This window comes from Geodermatophilus ruber, assembly GCF_900114385.1.
In the GTDB taxonomy this organism is placed as follows: domain Bacteria; phylum Actinomycetota; class Actinomycetes; order Mycobacteriales; family Geodermatophilaceae; genus Geodermatophilus; species Geodermatophilus ruber.
Window position 1 is genome coordinate 232,310 of sequence record NZ_FOSW01000007.1, and the last position, 15,268, is coordinate 247,577.

Consider the following 15,268-nt stretch of genomic DNA (forward strand, 5'->3'; position numbering starts at 1 on the left):
GCGATCCCTCTCAGTTCCCGGTGCCACGGAGGGACACGGTCTTGACCTGGGTGTAGTCGAGGACCGCGTCGGCGCCCATCGACCGGCCGAAGCCGCTGCGCTTGTAGCCGCCGAACGGCCCCCCGATGACCCCGGCGCCCAGCGCGGCGTTCACCGCGACCTGGCCGGCCTGCAGACCGCGGGCGAACTTGACGGCCTTGCCGACGTCGCGGGTCCAGACGGAGGCGACCAGGCCGTAGTCGGTGCCGTTGGCGACCTGGAGGGCCTGCTCGTCGTCGTCCACCGGGGTGACGCCGAGGACCGGCCCGAAGATCTCCTCCTGGTGGATGCGCATCGCCGGGTCGACGTTGTCGAACAGGGTCGGCTCGACGAAGAAGCCGCGCTCGAACTGCTCCCCGGACGGGCGCCCGCCACCGAGGACGAGCTCAGCGCCCTCCTCCTGGCCCAGCTGCATGTACTTGAGCACGCGCTCCTGCTGCTTGGCGTTGATGAGCGGGCCCATGTTGACCTGCTCGTACCAGGGCCCGACCTTGACCTGGGACATGTGCTCGGCCAGCCGCTGCACGACCTCGGCGTGGATCGAGCGCGCGACCACGACCCGCGAGCCGGCGGCGCAGATCTGGCCGGTGTTGAGCGTGATGCCCCGGGCGATCGCCGGGACGGCGGCGTCGAGGTCGGCGTCGGCGAGGATGACCTGCGGCGACTTGCCGCCCAGCTCCAGGTGCAGCGGGGTGAGGTTCTTCGCGCAGGCGGCCATGATCAGCTCGCCGGTCTGCGGGGAGCCGGTGAAGCTGATCCGGCGGATCCTCGGGTGCGCCGGGATGGCGGCGCCGGCCTCGTGCCCGTAGCCGGTGACGACGTTGACCACGCCCGCCGGGATGCCGGCCTCGACGGCCAGCTTGGCCAGCGCCAGCGCGGTCAGCGGCGCGTCCTCGGCCGGCTTGATCACGATGGTGTTGCCCGCGGCGATGGCCGGGCCGACGTCGGTGACGAACATCGGGCCGGGGGCGTTCCACGGGATGACCGCGCCGACGACGCCGTACGGCTCGCGGAGGGTCAGCCCGAGGGCGTCCGGCGTGTAGGTCGGCAGGGACAGGCCTTGCACCTTGTCGGCCTGGCCCGCGGTGAAGCGGAGCTGGCCGGACATCGGCGGCGGCCCCCAGTGCGGGCGGCCGACCTCCTGGGACTCCAGGGAGTCCAGCTCGGCGATGTTCTCGTCGATGAGCGCGGCCCAGCGGAACAGCAGGGCGGCACGGGCGGTGGCGTTGGTGTCGCGCCAGGCCGGGAAGGCGGCCTCGGCGGCCGAGACGGCGGCGTCGACGTCCGCGGCGGTGCCGCGGGGCACCCGTGCGAGCACCTCGCCGGTGGCCGGGTTCAGCACGTCGATGGTCTCGCCGCTCGCGGCGGGGACCCAGTCGCCGCCGATCAGCTGCGCGTTGTCGATGATCAGGGACTTCCCGGTCGCAGGGCCGGGAGGGGCGATCGTCATGTCTTCGTCCTCAGTTCCGTTGTCTGCCGGCGGCTCAGCGCCTCTGACTTTCGATGCCTCAGTGCTCGTGGACGATGACGCCGCGGATGTTCTTGCCGTCGAGCATGTCCTGGTAGCCCTGGTTGACCTCGTCGAGCGTGTAGGTCCTGGTCACCAGCTCGTCGAGCTTGAGCTTCCCGGAGCGGTAGAGGCTGATCAGGCGCGGGACGTCGTGCAGCGGGTTGCAGCCGCCGAAGATGCCGCCCTGCACGCGCCGCTGGTAGCCGATGAACACGCCGGGGTGCTCGTTCACCCAGCCGTTGCCGACGGCGGTGACGGTGACCTGACCGGCCTTGCCGACCACCTGCAGGGCGTCGGCGATGACCTCGTCGTGCAGGCTGCCGACGGTGATGATCGCGTGGTCGGCCAGCTCACCCCAGGTCGACTCGACGACGAACTCGTGCGCCTCCTTGGCCGAGGCGAAGGTGTGGGTGGCGCCGAAGACGGTCGCCATCTCCCGCTTGAACTCCACCGGGTCGACGACGACCACGCGCTCCGCGCCGGCGAGGGCCGCGCCCTGGACCGCGTTGCTGCCGACGCCACCGGCGCCGTAGATGACCACGGTGTCGCCGGCCTTGACGCCGGCGAGGTGGACCGCGCTGCCCCAGCCCGTGGGCACACCGCAGCCGACGAGGGCCGCGATCTCGAACGGGATGTCCTCGGGGATCTGGATGACCGAGTACTCGCTCACGACCGCGTACTGGGAGAAGGTGCCCAGGACGCACAGACCGCCGAAGTCCTCGCCGTTCTGGTGGAAGCGGAAGGTGCCGTCGGGGAACTCGCCGGTGGAGGCGTTCTTGCCCTCGTCGCAGAGGTTCTGCCGGCCGGTGGAGCAGTAGCGGCACTTGCCGCAGGCGGGGATGAAGGAGCAGACCACGTGGTCGCCGACCTTCACCCGGGTGACGCCGGCACCGACGGCGTCGACGATGCCGGCCCCCTCGTGCCCGCCGACCACGGGGAAGCGCATCTGCGCGTCGCCCTTCTGGATGTGGTCGTCGGAGTGGCACATGCCGGCCGCCATGAACTTGATGCGGACCTCGTTGGCCTTCGGCTCGTCGAGCTCGAGCTCGGTGATCTCCCACGGCCGACCAGGCTCGCGGCAGACCGCGGCGCGCGTGGTCATGCTCATATGGGCTCCTTCCCAGGTACTGGACGTCGGCCGCAGCGGGGTGCTCGGCGGAGGCGCGGGGCCGTCGGGCGCGGGCCCTCGGGTGCCGACCGCCGGAACTGCTGAGCGCTCTCCCGGCCGCGTCCAATCTGCGGCGGCGGAGGTGGCGCGGACCACAGGTCTTCCCCATCACGGAAGACGACGGCGGAACCGGCTCCCCGCCCGAGCTGTGCACTGCGTCTCCTTTCCGGCACGTGGAAGTGGCACTGCTCCCCCGCCGGTGCGGCTGCTGCACTCGACGTGCCGACCTGAGCAACCGCTGCCCGGTACCGGTCGGTCGCTGAACCAGCAGTCCCCGCGCCGCCCGGCGCCTCCGCGGAGCCGCCGTCCGGTCCGCGAGCGAGCCCATCCCCGTGGAAGGACCCATCCCCCGTGAAGGACCGCCAGTGATCGACAAGTTCCGCGAGGACGTCCTGTCCGTGGTCGACGCCGTGCCCTCGGGTGCCTCCATCGCCGTGGGCGGCTTCGGCAGCTCCGGCCGGCCGGACGCGCTGCTCGACGCGCTCTGCGAGCTGGACAAGCGCGACCTGCACGTGATCGTCAACAACGTCGGCCACGACTTCACCGGCGTCGGGCGGCTGCTGCACGAGGGCCGGCTGCGCCGCGTGACGGCGTCCTTCCCGATCCTGCAGGAGTTCTACGACGAGTACTTCGCCGGCCGGGTGGAGCTCGAGCTCATCCCGCAGGGCACCCTCGCCGAGCGGCTGCGGGCCGGTGGCGCCGGCATCCCCGCCTTCTTCACGCCCTCCGGCGCGGGCACGATGCTCTCCGACGGCTCCTTCACGCTGCGCTACGCCCCCGACGGCGGCGTCGCCGAGCACGTGCCGGCCAAGGAGACCCGCCTGATCAACGGCCGCGAGCACGTCCTCGAGGAGGGCATCGTCGCCGACTTCGGGTTCGTCAAGGCGCACAAGGGCGACCGCAAGGGCAACCTGCGGTTCCGGCTCTCGGCCCGCAACTTCAACCCGATGGCGGGCATGTCGGGGAGGACGACGTTCGCCGAGGTCGAGCACCTCGTCGAGGCCGACGAGCTGCACCCCGACGACGTCCACCTGCCCGGCGTGTTCGTGGACGACGTGGTGCTGTCCACCGGCAAGGCCCCCGCCATCGACGACCCCGCCGCCGCGCCGACGAGGAAGGCCTCCTGATGACCGGCACCATCCCCGCCCCGGCCCCCGTCGTCGGGCGCACCCGCGAGGGCATCGCCCAGCGGCTCGCCGAGGACCTGCAGGACGGCTACGTCGTCAACCTCGGGGTCGGCATCCCGCTGCTGGTCCCCCGCTTCCTCCCCGCGGACAAGGAGGTCGTCCTCCACGCGGAGAACGGCGTCCTGGGCATCGGTGCCGAGGCCGCCCCCGGCCAGGAGGACCCCGACCTCACCGACGCCGGCAAGCAGCCGATCACCCTCATCAGCGGGGCGGCCATCACCGACTCGGCGCTGTCGTTCGCGATCATCCGCGGCGGCCACCTGGACTGCACCATCCTCGGCGCGCTGCAGGTGTCGGCCTCCGGCGACCTGGCCAACTGGTACGTGCCGGGCAAGAACCCCGCCGTCGGCGGCGCGATGGACCTCGTCGCCGGCACGCCGCAGGTGTGGGTCGCGATGGAGCACGTCGACCGCACGGGCCGGCCGAAGATCGTGCCCGAGTGCACGATGCCCCTGACCGGCAAGGGCGTGGTGACCCGGGTCTACACCGACCTCGCCGTCTTCCACGTCGTCGACGGCGCGCTGCGGCTGGTCGAGTGCGCCCCCGGCGTCACCCCCGAGGACGTCCGCGCGAACACCACCGCCCCCTACACCGAGCACCTGGCCGGCTGACCGGTCCGGTCCCTGGCTCCCGGGCCCGTACCGCCGTCCGTGCGGTGCGGGCCCGGATCGTGTCGAGACGAGGAGAGAACATGCAGGACGTCGAGGGCAAGGTCGCCTTCATCACCGGCGGGTCCAGCGGGATCGGCCGCGGCATCGGGCTGGCCTTCGCCCGGGCCGGCATGACGGTCGTCATCAGCGGCCGCCGCCAGGAGCACGTCGACGAGACGCTCAAGGAGTTCGCCGACGCGGGCCTGTCCGCCGACGCCGTGCTGCTCGACGTCACCGACCGGGACGCCGTCGAGCGGGCCGCCGAGGAGACCGAGCGGCGGCACGGCCGGGTCGACGTGCTGGTCAACAACGCGGGGATCGGGCTCACCGGCCCCGTCATGAAGGCCACGCCGGCGGACTGGGACTGGCTGATCGACGTCAACATCAAGGGTGTCGGCCACGGCATCCAGGCGTTCGTGCCGCGGATGCGCGCCCACGGGCAGGGCGGGCACGTCGTCAACACCGCCTCGATGGCCGCGCTCATGCCGATCGTCGCGGGCCTGTACTCGATGACCAAGGCGGCCGTCGTGGCGCTGTCGGAGGCGCTGGCCATCGAGCTGGCCCCCGAGGGCATCGGCGTCTCGGCGTACTGCCCCGGCCCGGTGCACAGCAACATCGCCGGCGCCGTGGCCAACCGGCCCCAGCAGTACGGCGAGAGCGGCTACACCCCGCCGCCGGCGGAGTTCCTCGAGCGGGCCAAGACCCAGCCCTACATGAGCTACGTCGAGGCCGGCGAGCGGGTGCTGGACGGCGTCCGCCGCAACGACCTGTTCATCCTCACCCACCCGGAGTTCAAGGCCGGCGTGCAGGACCGCTTCGACACCACGCTGGCCGCGTTCCCCGACGAGCCGATCAACGAGGAGCGGGCCGCGGCGATCCCGTTCCTGACCGCGCACCCGGTCTACTCGCCGGAGCGCCGCCTGCCCTCCCCGCGCCTCTCGCGCTGACCCCAGCCCCGGAGGGGGCAGAAATGGCCATTTCTGCCCCCTCCGGGCGGCCCTGTGGACGGCGGCAGCGAAGACCGGCCTGATCCGGCCACCCTGCCGCAGTGCCTCGCTCACACCTCACCGGAGTCTTCGTCGGCAGCCGTGCCGTTGCCGACGGCCTCCTCAGCGTCAAGCAGTTGCGCGAGCGCAGCTACCGCCGCCTGGTCCAGGGCGTCTACGCCGATCCCGCGCTGGTGCTCGACCACCGGCTCAGGTGCCAGGGCGTCGCCCTCCTCCTGCCGCCCGGCACCGCGATCGGCGGACACTCCGCGGCCGCCTGGCACGGCGCGCCCTTCGCCGGCCCGCACGACCCCGTGACCGTCGTCCGCCCCAGCACCGTGCAGTGGAAGGGACCGCGCGAGGTGCGCGTGCACCGCAGTGACCTCGACGCGACGGACGTCGAGTGGCGCGACGACGTCCCGGTGACGTCGGCGGTGCGGACGGCGTGGGACCTGGCCGCGCTGGAGTCGCGGGGCACCGCAGTCGCCGCAATCGACGCGATGGTCCGGTGCGGAGCGGTCTCGCAGGACGATCTCTCGGCCATGGCGAACGCGGGCGCGGGCCGGTGGGGCGTCGCTCGTGTGCGCAAGGCGGTCCTGCTCGTCGACCCGCGGGCGGAGTCGGCACCGGAGTCCCGGGTCCGGGTGGCTCTCGTCGTGGCCGACCTGACGCCGGTCCCCCAGTACGAGGTGCGGGTGGCCGGTGAGTTCGTCGCCCGGGTGGACCTGGCGTTCCCGGAGGCGCGCCTGGCGATCGAGTACGAGGGCGCCCACCACTTCACCGGCGACCAGATCGCCCGGGACGACGCCCGCCTCGAGCGGCTACGGGCAGCGGGCTGGAGGGTGATCCGACTCAGCGCGAGCGACCTGCGGGACCTGGACGGCGTCGTCGCCCGGGTCCGCGCCGCACTGGGCCTGTGACCCGCTGGAGGGCAGAAATGGCCATTTCTGCCCTCCAGCGGGGTGGGGTCAGGGCAGCGGGGTCTCGTCCAGCGGGATGAGCGGCACGGGGCCGGCGAGGTCCTCGGGGTCGGCCGGGAAGTAGGCGAAGTTCTTCGCCCGCGCGCCGCCGTCGACGACCAGGTCGGTGCCGGTGATCAGCCGCGCGTAGTCCGAGCACAGCCAGGCGACGGCGTGGCCGATGTCGGTCGGCGTCCCGGTGCTGCCCAGCGGCACCAGCGGCGGGCGCTCCCCCGACCACCGGGCCGGACGGCGCCACGGCTCGTCGCCGGTGTTCCCCCCGAGGCCGCCGCCCTTCCGGCCGGCGTTGAGCATGTCCACCGGCCGGCCCTGCGCCTGCAGCTCAGCGACCAGCTCGGGGTTGTCGATCGTCGGCGCGGTCGGGGTGTAGCTGTTGACCCGGATGCCGTACGGCGCGAGGTCCATGGCCGCGGCCCGGACGAAGTTGTTCACGCCGCCCTTGTTGAACGCGTAGGCGATGACGCCGGCCGAGCCGTTCCACCCGTTGGACGACGAGATGCAGACGATCGAGCCGCGGATGCCGCGCTCGGCCATGGCCCGCCCGACGATCTTGGTGTTGAGGAAGTAGCCGAGGCCGGAGACCTTGATCGAGCGCTCGAAGGTGCCGGCGTCCTCGTCGAGCACGCCCTTCCCGCCCAGCATGGCGGCGTTGTTGACCAGGATGTCGATCCGGCCCCACTTCTCCAGGACCGCGTCGACGTAGCCCTGCACCGCGGCCTCGTCGGTGACGTCCCCGGGCGCGGCCATCGCCTCACCGCCGTTGCGCTCGATGCGCGCCATCGCGGCCTTGATGACGTCGTCGCTGACGTCGTTGCAGGCCACCTTGGCGCCGTACCGGGACAGCGCCAGGGCGATGCCGCTGCCGATGTTGGGGCCGACGCCGGTGACCAGCGCGACCTTCCCCTCCAGGGAGATCTCCACTCCGTGCTCCGTTTTCGATCGGGCTGCAGCGCGGGCCGCAGCGCGGGATGTCGGGCTGTCGCGGGCACACCGAGGACCCGTGGGAAGCCACCGGGCTCCCCACGGGTCCGCGGGGCTCGCCGTCCGCGCGGGGGTCGGGACCCGCGCGGACGGACGGTCAGGCCTTGTCGGTCGGGTAGGTCAGCCGGATGCTGTCGGGCTGCACCCCGAGGACCGGGGCGAGCATCGACTGCATGAGGGGCTTGGGCACCAGGCACTCCTCGCACGCGTCGGGCCCGGCCACGATCGCGACGTCGGCCGAGTCGCCCTGCACGTCGACGTCGAGCCGGTAGTCGTCGGCCTGCAGCGTCTGCTTGAGCTGCTCGAGCTGAGCCTGATCGATGGTCACGGGGAGACCTCCTGGACTGTGGTCGGCCGGGCGTCGGCCGACCAGCGGACGGGTACGGAGCGGCCGGACCACGAGGCCCAGCCGAAGGGGCGGAAGACCATGGAGATCGCGGCGTTGGCCGCCCCGGCGACGAGCACCGGGATCTCCGCGGCGGACGGCATCATCGGGAACGCCGCGTCGCCCTCGGCGGGGCCACCGGGCCCGACCTTGCCGGCGGCCGCGAGCTCCTCGTGGGAGTGCGTGGCGTGCTCGAACAGCCACTGCTGGACGTCGGCCCGGCTGTAGCCGGCGTCGGCCAGGACGTGCGCGTGCTCGGGTCCCAGCACCAGACCGCCGCTGGAGTGCCGGATGCCCAGGTAGGCGCCGATGCGGGCGAGTGAGTCGGCGAGGTCCTGCAGGACCGCCTCGGCGCTCTCGGTGTGCCGGTTGTCCACGTACTCGCAGCAGCGGATGAGCATCGCCGAGACCGCGTCGACACCGAGCTCGAGCCCGCCGACGACGCTGAGCGGCTCCCACGGGGAGAGCTCCTCGTTCTCGCCGACGAGCAACTGCCACCGGCCGGGCACGCCCTGGGTGGCCTGCTCCAGCTGCTGCGGCTTGATGCCGTAGCCGTTGCGCACGATCAGCCCGATGGCGCGGGCGATGGTGGCGTTCGCGCGGAAACCGGGGCCGAAGACCCCTCCCGCGCAGTTGATGCCCAGGCGCTGGCGCATCGGCCCGTTGGCCACCAGCAGCGGCGCCGGGCCGCTCGTGGACTGCCACGCCCCGCCGTTGGTGGCCGGCTCGCCGTTGAGGGCGTCCCACGCGGCGAGGACGACCGGGAAGTACTCGGGCTCGCAGCCGGCCATGATCGCGTTGACCGCGGCCTGGCGCACGGTCACCCGGCGGTTGAGGTGCTCCTGCGCACCGATCACCTCGTCGGGATCCCGGTCGGTGGTGGCGAGGAAGGCGTCGAGGTCCTCCCGGGTGGCGGGTACGACCGGCAGGCCGTCGGTCCAGCCCTGCTCGTAGCAGTACCGGATCGCCTCCCTCGCCGTCCGGACCGGGTCCTCCAGTGCCGTCATGAGGCCACCGCCGCGGCGGGCCGGGTGAGCATGCCGACGATCTCCGGCAGGGCCGCGACGGCGCGCTCGCGGACCCCCTCGCGGGAGAGGCTGGCCACCGGGTGGGCGGTGGTGACGTACTCGTAGCCCGGCGTGCCCTGCAGGTTCGCCATGGCGTCGGCGCTGACCCGGAAGGCGTCGCTGCAGATGACCGCGGCCGGGATGCCGGCGGCCTCCAGCTGCAACCCGTCGGCGACGGCCGAGGCGCTGCAGGACCCGCAGTCCCCGACGCCGACGACCACGACGTCGGTCTCGCCGCGGAACTCCTCGAGCATCTCCGGCGGAGCGGGGTGGACGATGCTGGGCTTGGTCCGGGTGAGGACGGTGGTCACGCCGTACTCGGACTCCAGGGCTGCTGCCACCTCCTCGAGGAAGTCCGCGGCGTTGCGCTTGGTGTTGACCAGCAGGCCCAGCCGCAGCCCGTTCAGCTGCGCCGGCCGGCCGGCCAGCGCCGTCCGGCCCCGGTCGTTCCCGGGGGCGCCGACCGTCGGGTCGATGATGCTGTCGAACACGTCCCCTCCTCGGTCAGGCAGCCGTCGTGCTGGTCGGCGCCGGGTCGGCGACGGGCGCGGCCGGCTTCGGCGGCACCGTCGGCATCGGCAGGTCCAGCGGGAAGTGGCAGGACACCTGGTGCCCGGGCAGCCGCTCGACGAGCTGCGGCGCCTCCTCGGCGCACTTCTGCTGCGCCCGCGGGCAGCGGGTGCGGAAGCGGCAGCCGCTGGGCGGGTCGATCGGCGACGGCGGCTCGCCGGGCAGCGCGACCGGGCGGTGCGCCGCCCCGGTCACCGGGTCCACCCGCGGGATCGAGTCCAGCAGGGCCGCGGTGTAGGGGTGCAGCGGCTGCCGGTAGATCCCCTCCGACGGGCCGATCTCGGCCAGCTGGCCCAGGTACATGACCGCCACCCGGTCGCTGACCTGCTTGACCATCGCCAGGTCGTGCGCGATGAACAGGTAGGAGAGGTTCATCTCCCGGCGCAGCTTCTCGAACAGGTTGAGCACCTGCGCCTGGATCAGCACGTCCAGGGAGGAGACCGCCTCGTCGGCGACGATCAGCGCCGGCTCCAGGGCGATGGCCCGGGCGATCGCCACCCGCTGGCACTGACCGCCCGACAGCTCGAACGGACGGCGCTTGCCGTACTGCGAGGGGTCCAGACCGACCAGGTCGAGCAGCTCCTCGACGCGGCGCTTGCGGCTGTCGGCGTTGCCCCAGCCGTGGCCCCGCAGCGGCTCCTCGACCAGTTCGGTCACCCGCCAGCGCGGGTTCAGCGAGCCGAACGGGTCCTGGTAGACCATCTGCATGTGCCGGCGGGAGTCCTTGAGCTCCCGGCGGCCGACCTTCATGAGGTCCTTGCCCTGGAACTCCACCGTGCCGGACTTGGGCCGCGGGAGCTGGATGACCGACCGCGCCAGGGTGGACTTGCCCGAGCCCGTCTCCCCCACCACGCCGAGGGTCTCGCCGGCGTAGATGTCGAACGACACGTTCGACACCGCGTGCACCACACCGCCCTTGACCCCGCCGGCGGCCCGCACCGGGAACTCCTGCACGAGGTTGCGGGCGCGCAGCAGCGGGCTCCCCGTTCCGGCCCGCTGTCCGCCGGTGCGCTCGTCGACCGCGGTCATCGCTGTTCTCCGTTCGCGCTGTTGTGACCGGCGCCGGCACCGACCGGGTGCCAGCAGGCCCACAGGTGCTCGGGCTCGTGTTCGGTGAGGGGCGGGGCCTGCAGGCACGTGTCGGTGGCGTACTGGCACCGCGGCCGGAACGGGCAGCCCTTCGGCAGCGCGGACAGGTCCGGCGGCTGGCCGGGGGTCACGTCGAACAGCGAGTGCGGCTCCCGGTCCAGCGCCGGGATGGCGCCGAGCAGGGCGTGGGTGTAGGGCATCCGCACGTTCGCGAACAGCGTCTGCGTGGGCGCCTGCTCCACGGCCCGGCCGGCGTACATGACGACGACGTGCTGGGCGTAGCTGGCCGCCAGCCCGAGATCGTGGCTGATCATGATCACCGCCATGCCGAGCCGCTGCTGCAGCTCGACCAGCAGCTCCATGATCTGCGCCTGGGTGGTGACGTCGAGCGCCGTGGTGGCCTCGTCGGCGATGAGCAGCCGCGGCTCGCCGGCCAGCGCGATGGCGATCATCACCCGCTGGCGCATCCCGCCGGAGAGCTGGTGCGGGTACTCGTGGAAGCGCCGCTCGGCCGCGGGCAACCGCACCAGCTTGAGCAGTTCCACCGCCCGGGCGTGCGCGCCCCTCTTGTCCAGGTCGCTGTGCAGCCGGACGGCCTCGGTGATCTGGGCACCGATCTTCATCGTCGGGTTGAGCGACCGGGCCGGGTCCTGGAACACCATGGCGATGTCGCCGCCGCGCAGCTCCCGCATGTCCTTCTCCGGGAGGCCGATGAGCTCGCGCCCGTCGAACCGGATGGAGCCGGAGATCTTCGCCGTCGGTGGCAGCAGCCCCATGAGGGCCCGGGAGCTGACGCTCTTGCCGGACCCGGACTCGCCGATGATCGCCATCATCGTGCCGGGCTCGAGCCGGTAGGACAGCCCGTTGACCGCGTTGACCTTCCGGCCGCCCCGGGTGAACTGGACCCGGAGGCCCTCGACCACCACGAGCGGCTCGCCGGCCGCGCCCGCCCGGGCCGGTGCCGGGCGCCCGGCACGGGCCGGCGCGATCACGCCCTCGGACACGAGGGTGTCACCCGCGGGGTAGGCAACGGTTCGTTCGCCGCTCATCGACCACTCCAACGCGCACGCAGGTTCTCGCCGAGAAGGTTGAAGGCGAGGACGGTGACCAGCAGGGCCACGCTGGGCCAGACGACGAGCATCGGCGTCGCCGAGAGGCTCAGCTGGCCGGTCGCCACCATGTTGCCCCAGCTGGGAGCCGGGTCCGGGATGCCCAGGCCGAGGAAGCTCAGCGCGCCCTCGATGATGATCACGATGCCCATGCCCAGCATGCCGAAGGTGATCAGCTGGGGGGCGATGTTGGGCGCGAGGTGCTTGAACAGCATCCGCCACGCCGGGGTCCCGGCCAGCTTCGCCGCCGCCATGAACGGCATCTCCCGCAGCCGCAGGACCGCCGAGCGGGCCACCCGGGCGAACGCCGGGATGCTGAAGAAGGCCAGCGCGAAGATCGTGTTCGTCATGGACGGGCCGAGCGCCTGGGCCACGGCCAGGGTGAGCACCAGCGAGGGGAACGCGATCAGCACGTCGAGGACCCGCATGATCAGGGTGTCGGCGACGCCGCCCACGTAACCGGACAGCGCACCCAGGGTGCCGCCGATGACGAGGCCGAGGATGTTGACCGCCAGGGCGATCCACAGCGAGGACTGACCGCCGTTGAGCAGCCGCGAGAGGATGTCGTTGCCGTTCGGGTCGGTGCCCAGGAAGTGCCCGGGCGAGAACGCCGGCTGGTTGCTCTCCAGGATGTTGCCGCCCACGGGGCTGGGCAGCGACAGCAGGGTCGGGCCCAGGAAGCAGGCGATCACCACGAAGGCGATCAGCCCGGCCGGGATCCAGGTGCCCAGGTTGCCGCCCCGGCGGCGGCCGCGGATACCGGCCTTGGCCTCGGCCTCGTCGATCTCGGGGCCGATGGCGAAGGACGGAGCCGGCTCAACGACTGCCATAGCGGATCCTCGGGTCCAGGACGGCGTACAGCAGGTCCACGACCAGGTTGGCGACCACCGCGACCAGCGCGAAGATCACGACCGCGGCCTGCACGACGACGAAGTCACGGGTGTTGATGGCCTGCAGGAGCATCTGACCGATGCCCGGCAGCGCGAAGATCTGCTCGATGATCACGGTGCCGCCGATGAGCGCACCCAGGTTCAGGCCGACGACCGTGATCAGGCCGAAGGACGAGTTCCGGAAGGCGTGCTTGATCAGCACCGACCAGGAGCCGACGCCCTTGGCGCGCGCCGTGGTGACGTACTCCTCCTGCTGCATCTGGTCGACCAGGTCACCGCGCAGGAACCGGGTGTAGAAGCAGAACAGCGGGAAGCCGATCGCTGCCGAGGGCAGGATCATCGCCTCGAGGTTCGCCCACAGCCCGTCCTCGAGCGGGACGTAGCCGATGGCCGGCAGCCAGCCGAGGGTCACCGCGAACACCAGCACCAGGATCAGGGCCAGCACGTAGTTGGCGACCGAGAGGCCCAGCGTGCTGACCACCATGCTGATCCGGTCCATGATCCCGCCCGGCTTGTGGGCGGCCAGCAGCGCGACCGGGATGGCCAGGACCAGGGAGATGAGGAAGGCCAGCAGCACCAGCTCGCCGGTGACCGGCAACCGGTCGGCGAGGACGTCGCTCACCGGCTGCCGGCTGACGATCGAGTTGCCCAGGTCGCCGGTGACGGCGCCCTGCAGCCACTCCAGGTAGCGGACGACGCCGGGCTGGTCCAGGCCCAGCTGCCGCTCCAGCAGGGCGACGTCCTCGGGGGTGGCCTCGGCGCCCAGCAGCTGCTCGGCCGCGTTGCCGGGGATGAGGCTGAGCACCCAGAACGTCAGGATGGTGACCCCGAGCATGATCGGAACGGCCATCAGCAGCCGCTTGACGATCAGCCGGAGCACCGGCGACCCGGTCACCCGGGTGAGGCGGGAGACCCGCGGGTCCCGGCTGACCGGGACCCGCGGGGTGGTTGCCGTCGCGGTCACTGCTCCCGCCAGACCTCGTCCCAGATGACCCCGGAGTTCACCAGGAGCGGCGGGATCTTGGTGGTCAGGCCGGGGCCGTGGACGCCCTCGACGGCGACGTTGGCCGGGGCGAAGGCCAGCCCGAACGGCGCGTAGAAGTTCTCCGCGATCCGCTCGGCGGCCTGGCTGTACAGGCCGGCCCGCTCGTCCTCGTCGACGGTGGCGGCGGCATCGGCCAGCAGCTTGTCCAGCTCGGTGTCGACCACCCCGCTGTAGCGGGCGGTGGAGTTGAACCGGAAGCCGACGCCGACACCGGCGGCGGGGTCCCACGCGCCGGCGGTCTGCAGCATCGCCTGCCACTGGCCGCCGGTGAACTCCTGGATGACGCCGGAGAGCTGGGCGTCGAAGATCTCGACGTCGATCCCGGCCTCCTGCCACTGCGTCTGCAGCGCGGTGTTGATCTGGGTGGCGACGTAGTTGCTGATCGTGCCCAGCCGGACGGTCAGCCCGCCGAGCTCCTGCACGAGCTCCTTGGCGCGGTCCACGTCGTACTCCGGGTAGCCCCCCACCTCCAGCGCGTAGAACTTGCCACCCGGCGCGACGAAGGAGTCGGCCACCTCGTAGTTGCCGCCGAAGATGCCCTCGTTGATGGCGTCGAAGTCGGTCGCCCGGTAGATCGCCTCACGAGCCCGCGGGTCGTCGAACGGCGCGATCTTGGTGTTGAGCTGGACGACGTAGGGCGAGGTCGCCGGCTGGATCGTCACCTGCAGCTGGGAGTTGTTCTGCGCCTGCTCGACCAGCGGGGTGGTGTTCATGCCCTCGTAGGCCTGCGCCTGGCCGGCCTGCAGCGCCTGGTAGGCCGGCTGGTCCCCACCGATCGACTGGAAGGTGAGCTTGTCCAGGTAGGGCAGGCCCTCCTTGAAGTAGCTCTCGTTCCGCTCCAGCTTCAGCACCGAGGACAGCTGGTTCTCCACCACGGTGAACGGGCCGGCACCGACCGGGGTGATCTTGAAGGCGTCCTCGCCCATCTCCTGCAACGCCGTCGGCGAGGCGATCCAGTTGACGTTGCTGACCGGGAACGAGGCCAGGATGGCCGGGTACGGCTGGGTGAAGGTCAGCGAGATCGTCAGCGGGTCGACCACCTGGATGCCGTTCGGGGCCAGCGGCCAGTTGGGCTTGCAGGTGCACGGGTTGGCGAGGGCGCGGTCCCAGTTGAACTTGACCGCCTCGGCGTCCAGCGGGGTGCCGTCGCTGAACTGGATGCCCTCGCGGAGCGTGACCGTGAAGGTCGTCCCGTCCTCGGAGAGCTCGTAGCTCTCGGCCTGGTTGCCCTCGACGCGGGCGTTGGAGCCGTCGTCGTCGGCCTTCAGGAGGAACAGGCCGCCGTAGATGGCCTGCTGCATCGCGATGTTCGAACCACCGGTGGTGTTGGTGGCCGGGTCGAGACCGGCGGGCCAACTGCCGGCGAAGGCGGCGTCCTCCAGGACGGTGAGCTCACCCCCGGACTGCGGCTCGCCGACCGGGCCCGTCGTGCCGGAGGCGCTCGCGCCTCCGTCGCCACCGCCGCACGCTGACAACGTCAGCGCTGCAGCGGTGAGGAGGGACAGGATCGTCCGTTGCTTCATGTAGGTGCTCCCCTTGGGGCCTCGGTGACTCTGGGGTGGACGGTGGAGCGGCACGCCGAGGGCTGACTCGAGCGGGCGAGCCGGTGGCA

15 protein-coding genes are annotated in these 15,268 nt (G+C 72.0%); 4 read left to right on the top strand and 11 right to left on the bottom strand.

Going from position 1 to position 15,268, the window contains the following annotated elements; all coding sequences use genetic code 11:
* Nucleotides 1-10: 10 nt before the first annotated feature.
* Together BMZ50_RS13440 and BMZ50_RS13445 are read right to left on the bottom strand one after the other, a co-directional pair.
* On the bottom strand, nt 11-1,489 hold the full coding sequence (locus BMZ50_RS13440) for an aldehyde dehydrogenase family protein (protein WP_091325346.1): 1,479 nt from the start codon (nt 1,487-1,489) through the stop codon (nt 11-13).
* Nucleotides 1,490-1,547: 58 nt separating this feature from the next.
* Nucleotides 1,548-2,651, bottom strand: coding sequence for an NDMA-dependent alcohol dehydrogenase (locus BMZ50_RS13445; protein ID WP_245753638.1), 1,104 nt, complete (start codon nt 2,649-2,651; stop codon nt 1,548-1,550).
* Between the two features lie 431 nt (nt 2,652-3,082).
* Here BMZ50_RS13445 and BMZ50_RS13450 point away from each other — a divergent pair, with 431 nt between their 5' ends.
* The 4 genes from BMZ50_RS13450 to BMZ50_RS13465 all read left to right on the top strand — a co-directional run bounded on the left by BMZ50_RS13450 (nt 3,083) and on the right by BMZ50_RS13465 (nt 6,460).
* On the top strand, nt 3,083-3,844 hold the full coding sequence (locus BMZ50_RS13450; protein ID WP_091325350.1) for a CoA transferase subunit A: 762 nt from the start codon (nt 3,083-3,085) through the stop codon (nt 3,842-3,844).
* Nucleotides 3,844-4,515: a 3-oxoacid CoA-transferase subunit B gene (locus BMZ50_RS13455; protein ID WP_091325353.1), complete on the top strand. Its 672-nt coding sequence runs from the start codon at nt 3,844-3,846 to the stop codon at nt 4,513-4,515. Before BMZ50_RS13450 ends, BMZ50_RS13455 begins: the two co-directional genes overlap by 1 nt.
* 80 nt (nt 4,516-4,595) lie before the next feature.
* Nucleotides 4,596-5,501, top strand: coding sequence for an SDR family oxidoreductase (locus BMZ50_RS13460; protein WP_091325355.1), 906 nt, complete (start codon nt 4,596-4,598; stop codon nt 5,499-5,501).
* 101 nt (nt 5,502-5,602) lie between these two features.
* Nucleotides 5,603-6,460 (top strand): DUF559 domain-containing protein, encoded by an 858-nt coding sequence (locus BMZ50_RS13465; RefSeq protein WP_091325357.1) that lies wholly within the window; start codon nt 5,603-5,605, stop codon nt 6,458-6,460.
* A 48-nt stretch (nt 6,461-6,508) separates the two neighbouring features.
* On the opposite strand, the gene BMZ50_RS13470 is transcribed toward BMZ50_RS13465, so the two are convergent.
* From BMZ50_RS13470 to BMZ50_RS13510, 9 genes are all read right to left on the bottom strand, one after another.
* The gene (locus BMZ50_RS13470) at nt 6,509-7,441 is read right to left on the bottom strand and encodes an SDR family NAD(P)-dependent oxidoreductase (RefSeq protein ID WP_091325359.1); all 933 of its coding nucleotides are present in this window, start codon (nt 7,439-7,441) and stop codon (nt 6,509-6,511) included.
* A gap of 157 nt (nt 7,442-7,598) precedes the next feature.
* Complete coding sequence (locus BMZ50_RS13475) at nt 7,599-7,829, bottom strand: hypothetical protein (protein WP_091325361.1); 231 nt, start codon at nt 7,827-7,829, stop codon at nt 7,599-7,601.
* Entirely contained in the window at nt 7,826-8,893 is a 1,068-nt protein-coding gene (locus BMZ50_RS13480; protein ID WP_091325364.1) for a hypothetical protein, read from the bottom strand. The genes BMZ50_RS13475 and BMZ50_RS13480 overlap by 4 nt, the downstream gene beginning before the upstream one ends.
* The gene (locus BMZ50_RS13485; RefSeq protein ID WP_091325366.1) at nt 8,890-9,444 is read right to left on the bottom strand and encodes a UGSC family (seleno)protein; all 555 of its coding nucleotides are present in this window, start codon (nt 9,442-9,444) and stop codon (nt 8,890-8,892) included. The genes BMZ50_RS13480 and BMZ50_RS13485 overlap by 4 nt, the downstream gene beginning before the upstream one ends.
* A 13-nt stretch (nt 9,445-9,457) precedes the next feature.
* Nucleotides 9,458-10,552, bottom strand: coding sequence for an ABC transporter ATP-binding protein (locus BMZ50_RS13490; RefSeq protein WP_091325368.1), 1,095 nt, complete (start codon nt 10,550-10,552; stop codon nt 9,458-9,460).
* Nucleotides 10,549-11,661, bottom strand: a complete 1,113-nt coding sequence (locus BMZ50_RS13495) for an ABC transporter ATP-binding protein (protein WP_091325370.1) — start codon at nt 11,659-11,661, stop codon at nt 10,549-10,551. Before BMZ50_RS13495 ends, BMZ50_RS13490 begins: the two co-directional genes overlap by 4 nt.
* Nucleotides 11,658-12,551, bottom strand: a complete 894-nt coding sequence (locus BMZ50_RS13500) for an ABC transporter permease (protein WP_091325373.1) — start codon at nt 12,549-12,551, stop codon at nt 11,658-11,660. The genes BMZ50_RS13495 and BMZ50_RS13500 overlap by 4 nt, the downstream gene beginning before the upstream one ends.
* The gene (locus BMZ50_RS13505; RefSeq protein WP_218146238.1) at nt 12,538-13,575 is read right to left on the bottom strand and encodes an ABC transporter permease; all 1,038 of its coding nucleotides are present in this window, start codon (nt 13,573-13,575) and stop codon (nt 12,538-12,540) included. The genes BMZ50_RS13500 and BMZ50_RS13505 overlap by 14 nt, the downstream gene beginning before the upstream one ends.
* Entirely contained in the window at nt 13,572-15,179 is a 1,608-nt protein-coding gene (locus BMZ50_RS13510) for an ABC transporter substrate-binding protein (protein WP_091325375.1), read from the bottom strand. Before BMZ50_RS13510 ends, BMZ50_RS13505 begins: the two co-directional genes overlap by 4 nt.
* Nucleotides 15,180-15,268: the final 89 nt, after the last annotated feature.